The organism is Nonomuraea lactucae, assembly GCF_003313395.1.
Lineage (GTDB): Bacteria > Actinomycetota > Actinomycetes > Streptosporangiales > Streptosporangiaceae > Nonomuraea > Nonomuraea lactucae.
In genome coordinates this window covers 1-4,859 of sequence record NZ_QNFZ01000782.1, presented here as the reverse complement: position 1 = coordinate 4,859, position 4,859 = coordinate 1, and the positions used below count along the sequence as shown (strand labels likewise).

Annotated in this window: 4 protein-coding genes and 1 pseudogene; all 5 read right to left on the bottom strand. The window is 72.7% G+C overall.

Annotated features, from left to right (window positions below):
- Positions 1-252, bottom strand: a pseudogene (locus tag DQW85_RS27470) (ABC transporter ATP-binding protein); the annotation flags it as partial.
- 156 nt (positions 253-408) lie between these two features.
- Positions 409-540: a SapB/AmfS family lanthipeptide gene (locus DQW85_RS27465; protein WP_113702806.1), complete on the bottom strand. Its 132-nt coding sequence runs from the start codon at positions 538-540 to the stop codon at positions 409-411.
- 3 nt (positions 541-543) lie between these two features.
- Positions 544-3,189, bottom strand: coding sequence for a class III lanthionine synthetase LanKC (gene lanKC, locus DQW85_RS27460; protein ID WP_113702805.1), 2,646 nt, complete (start codon positions 3,187-3,189; stop codon positions 544-546).
- A 113-nt stretch (positions 3,190-3,302) separates the two neighbouring features.
- On the bottom strand, positions 3,303-4,454 hold the full coding sequence (locus DQW85_RS27455; RefSeq protein WP_162795425.1) for a sensor histidine kinase: 1,152 nt from the start codon (positions 4,452-4,454) through the stop codon (positions 3,303-3,305).
- Positions 4,455-4,678: 224 nt separating this feature from the next.
- On the bottom strand, positions 4,679-4,859 hold a 181-nt coding region (locus DQW85_RS27450), incomplete at its 5' end, for a hypothetical protein (protein ID WP_205315449.1).

The window sequence follows — 4,859 nt, the reverse complement described above, 5'->3', positions numbered from 1 at the left end:
GCTCGCGCCCCGCGCCCACACGCCGAGGCTCTCGCAGAGCATGGCGCACGCGACGATCGCGGCGCACCACAGCAGCCAGACCTCCGCGCCCGGCCCGCCGGTCGCCCCGGTGAACGCGTCCACGGTCCTGCCCGCCGCGTACGGCAGGGCGAGCTCGGCCGCCGCACCCGCCACCGCCGTGACCGCGAGGACGGCGGGCCACGGTCCGGCTTGCCGTACGGTCCGCATGACCAGCAGGTCTCCGGCGCGCACCCGGCCCTCCCCTGTTCGAGCGATGATCGAGCGATGATCGAGCGATGATCGAGCGATGATCGAGCGATGATCGAGCGATGTCGGAATCACGGGTGATCCCCGCGCCGGCCAGGGCGGCGGCGCGGGGATCAAATCCACCTGTCACTGATCAGATGCTCAGTGGCACGCGGCGACACTGAGGTTGCTCGGGCTGCCGGAGTGGCAGGAAAGCACCGTGAGAGTGCTGCCGCCGCTGGCGACGTCGCTGTTCGACGGGGTTTCGAGGCCCTGCAGGTCGAGAAGAACCATGGTTCACACCTCCTTCCGGGTATCGGGGGTCGCGGGCCGCGCTCCCACGGCGGCCTCCAGGAATGGCAGGCGAACCGGGTGCTCGCCGAGCAGCGAGCCGAGGGCGAACAGGACGCCTGCCGTGCCTGTCGCGAAATCCATGGAGAGCCGCAGCAACTGGTCGCCGGCGAACGCCAGGCCACCGCCGTACGGCAGCGCGTGCCAGCGCAGGCCCTTCACCTGCGCGTCCACCACCGTGTCCACCGCCGTGTCCACCACCGTGTCCACCGCCTGGTCGCGAGAGTCGTCGGCCAGCGCGGCGATGATGCCCGCGCGGCCGGTGAACAGCCCCGGCTGGACGAAGAAGCCGGCACCGGCGACCAGCCGCAGCGCGGCCAGCGCGGTCGTGAGGCCGGGGTCGTCGCGGTGGGAGAGGTAGCGGGTGAGCACCAGCCCGATGCCGGCGGAGCCCTCGTCCAGGTAGGGCAGCACCCGCCAGCCCTGGTCCACCTGGAGGGAGCCGTCCTGCGCCGTGCGGCACCGGCGCAGGTCCTGCCGGAGCGCGACCTCGGCCAGGTCGAGCAGCGCCCGGTCGCCGGTGTGCTCGTAGGCGTGCAGGAAGAGCAGGGCCGGTCCGCTGGAGCCGTACATGAGCCCGGCCCGCGGGCCCGCTCCGCCGCTGGTCTCGGGGACGTCGCCGGGACCGCCGAGCCGTTCGGCGCAGATGTCGACCGCCCGCATGCCGGCCCGGGTCAGCTCGGACTCGCCGTGGCGCAGGCCGAGGTGGAGAAGGTTCAGGCCGATGCCGGACAGGCCCGAGTGGAGCGCCGACTCCAGGACCTCCCACTTCTCCCGCAGGCAGATGCCGGTCACGTCGAGCGCGTCCTGCCGGCGTCCCAGCCGGTCGAGGGCGTACGCGATGCCGTGCAGCCCGTCGTAGAGGCCGAGGCCGGAGCCCTGCACCGGGCGGAGCGCCCGCTCGCGCAGCCAGCCCTCGTACTCGGGTAAGCGACCGGCCCCGGTGGCGGCCAGCGCGTACAGGACGCCCGCCGCGCCGTGGGCGAGGTTCAGGCCGCCGCCGGGCCGGAACTGGGCCACGTCGCCGGGGAACAGCCGGTCGTCACGGCCGGGCGTGGCGGAGGCGAGGATGGCCCGGCGCATCGCGTCCCGCAGCTCGGGCCACGGCGCGACGCCCGGGACGGGCAGGTCCGCCATCTCCGCCGGACCGGATGCGGCCCGCTCCTCCGTCCGGCGCGACGCGCCGCCCGCGATGACGCCGACGGCGGCGCCCACCATGGCGGACGTGCCGGGGAAGGTCTCCGCGACCAGCTCGCCGAGCTGACCGGCCTTCCCCGCGTGCAACGGCAGCATGATCGTGCACTGCGGCGCGAACAGGCCCAGCCGGAGGCAGGCCATCGCGTACCTGTCGACGTCCAGCCCCTGCCGGTCGGGCGGCGCGATGAACGCCGGGTGGGCGAGCGCCGCCCTCTTCCCGTCGCCGTCGATCGTGGCCACCTCGTAGTCGATGAGCACCACCCGGCCGCTCTCCGTCAGCAGGACGTTGTCCGGATGCAGGTCGCCGAAGACGACCCCGCGCCCGTGCAGCGACTCGATCACCTGATCCACGTGGTCCAGGGTGTCGAGCGCCCAGCGCGTGTATTCGGCCACGTCCTCGGCGGTGCAGGTGGCGCGGGTGAGCGGGTAGCGGTGCACGAGGCGGCGCTGCAGCGGGGTGCCGTCAACGAACTCCTCAACGAGGAAGTGGTGCTCGCCGAGCGTGAAGTGGCCGAGCAGCGCGGGCACGGCGTCCAGCCCCGCCAGGCGCTCCAGGATCTCGCGCTCGTGGGTCAGCCGGGTGACCGCGTCGCGTCCCGCCGCGTCGAGTCCCGCGTGGGGCCTGGCCTCCTTCAGCACCACGCGCTCGCCGGTGTCCCGGTGCCGGGCGAGGTAGACGCCGCCGCCGTTGGAGAAGTGCAGGACCTGCTCGATCGCGTACGGCAGGCCGTTCGTGGTGACGGCGTTGCGGGCGGCCAGATGAGGCTCCAGGAACTCGGGCAGCGTCGTCCACGGCGGCACCGAGAACGTGGCGCCGCGCACGTCGGGCACCAGGCGCCCGTCGCCGTCCTCGACGGCCAGCGCCCGCTCGCCGGCGCCAGTCAGGCAGTGCCGCTCGGCGAAGCCCCCGTACCTGACGAACAGCGGCCCCTCGCCGTAGCGCAGGTCGCTGAGGATGTACGGGCCCCGGACGCCGCGCAGGAGCTCGTTCAGCTCCTTGAGCACGAGTTCGAGCTGGGCGTCGTCACGCGGGTAGACGGTGATCAGCTTGCCGCTGGACGCCCGCGAGGCGGCCTTGGAGTTGACCATGACGAGGACCGCGGTGCCGCGTAAGAACTTGAACGCGATACCCCGGGGCACGCAGTAGTCCCAGACGGCCTCGATCGCCTTCTCGGCGTCGTCGACGCGGGCGGAGACGTGGATTTTCCAGCCCTGCCGGGGCAGCGGCGGCTGCCCGCCGGCGGCGTAGTAGCACCAGGTGTCGGTGACCGCGTGGGACCAGCCCTCGGGCAGCGGCCGGCGCACGATGGGAAATTCGGCGTCCTCGGCGGCGCTGTGCTCGAGGCTGTCGTAGAAATGGCGATCCGCCAGGCAGTACAGCTCGTACTGGTCCATCCCATTCCCTCCCGGTGCGACCTCCATAAGATTCTCGACCGGGAGGGCTGACGTCTAGTAACACAACACATGACTCAAATGCGATGATCGCACCCGCATATATGCGTTATTCATCAATGGCGGCTGATGATGTCACTATTGGCCCGCGGCAGGTAAACGGTGAAGGCGAATTCACCGCCGTGAAAGGCCTTCGCCTCCAGCCAGCCACCGAGCAGCGCGACCCGTTCGGTGAGGTTCTTCAGCCCATGGCCGGCGTCGCCGGTGCGCCGCGGCGGGCGGGCGCCGTCGTTCCTGATGGACAGGCGGACGAGCCGGTCGCGCTCGAAGAGCTGGATCACGCAGCGGCGGGCCGTGGCGTGCCGCAGGATGTTCGTCACGCCCTCGCGCAGGGCGTGGGTGAGCGCCTCGCCGACCTCCGCAGGCAGGTCGCGGCACGACACCCGCACCTGGCAGCGCACCCCCGCCGACTCCAGCAGCGCGCGCGCCGAGCCCAGCTCCGCCTCCAGCGAGGAGCGCTGCCCGCCGTGGGCGACGGCGCGCACGTCCGAGGCCAGGGCGCGCAGCAGTTCGAGCGTCTCGCCCACCTCCAGCCGCGCCTTCTCGTCGCCCTCCTGCACCTGGCGCTGGATGAGCTGCGCCTTCAGCACCAGGACGGTGAGCCGGTGCCCCACCAGGTCGTGCAGGTCCCGGGTGAACCTGCGGCGTTCGAGGGCCACGGCCCGCCGGATGACCTCGTTGCGCGCGCCGGCCAGCCAGTGCGCCCGCGCCGCGAGGCTGACCAGGGCGTACTCGACCAGGCCGAGCAGCGGGGCGGCGAGCACCCAGCCGGAGTAGGACAGCATGTCCCGCGGGGCCCACAGCAGGACCGGCCCGCAGGCCATGGCCAGGCCCACCAGGACGACGGAGCGGATCCGGTACGCCACCATGAGCAGGGCGCCCGACAGCAGCCCGCAGACCGGCGTCCACGCCGCGCCGAAGAACGGCAGCGGGACGTACGTCAGCCACGCCTGGACGCCGACCAGCCACCACCGGCCGTCCCGCCGCGCCAGCATCCCCAGCACGAACCGCATGTGCGCCCCGAGCAGCACGAGCAGGACCCCCGTGCCCGCGAGCACCTGCCCCTTCTCCGCCAGCCCCGCCTGGACCGGCACCGCCACGGCCAGGATCCCGGCCATCACGGCGAACCCACCCGGCCACAACGGGGCCGGCGGAGCCGCGAACACCGAGCGCATCCGAGCGGCGAACCCGCCGTCTGTCCCGTACACCCATCCCCCGGCACTCGGTCGACCGACTCCCCGAGAGCGGACCCTCCGCCTCGCCCTCTAATCGACCCGATCGACCCGCCCGTGTAAAGCGCTTTACGGGCTTCGGGTAAGCGAAGTTCGTCCGCATTCCGTCGACGCCGGGCAACTCCTCGACCCATTTCGCCTCGATGATCTCCCGGGTCTCCATCGATCGCTGATGGCACGGAGGAGCGCGGTCTCCGGCATCACCCTCTGGGGCTTGCCGGGCCACTCCGGGTCACCCTGATCTTGACGTACCAGTACTCGCCGGTCTCCTCGGGAGCCCGCTCGGCGGTTTCGGCGGCGGCGAGGAGGATCTGCCGCCCGGACAGCGTGCCCGGGCCGCGGCCAGGCGGGGCCGCGCGCGCTCGGCGGCCACCGAGGCCG

Coding starts and splice junctions, on each gene's coding strand:
- DQW85_RS27465 (WP_113702806.1), bottom strand. CDS start 540: ATGGTTCTTCTCGACCTGCAGGGCCTCGAAACCCCGTCGAACAGCGAC.
- lanKC (WP_113702805.1), bottom strand. CDS start 3,189: ATGGACCAGTACGAGCTGTACTGCCTGGCGGATCGCCATTTCTACGAC.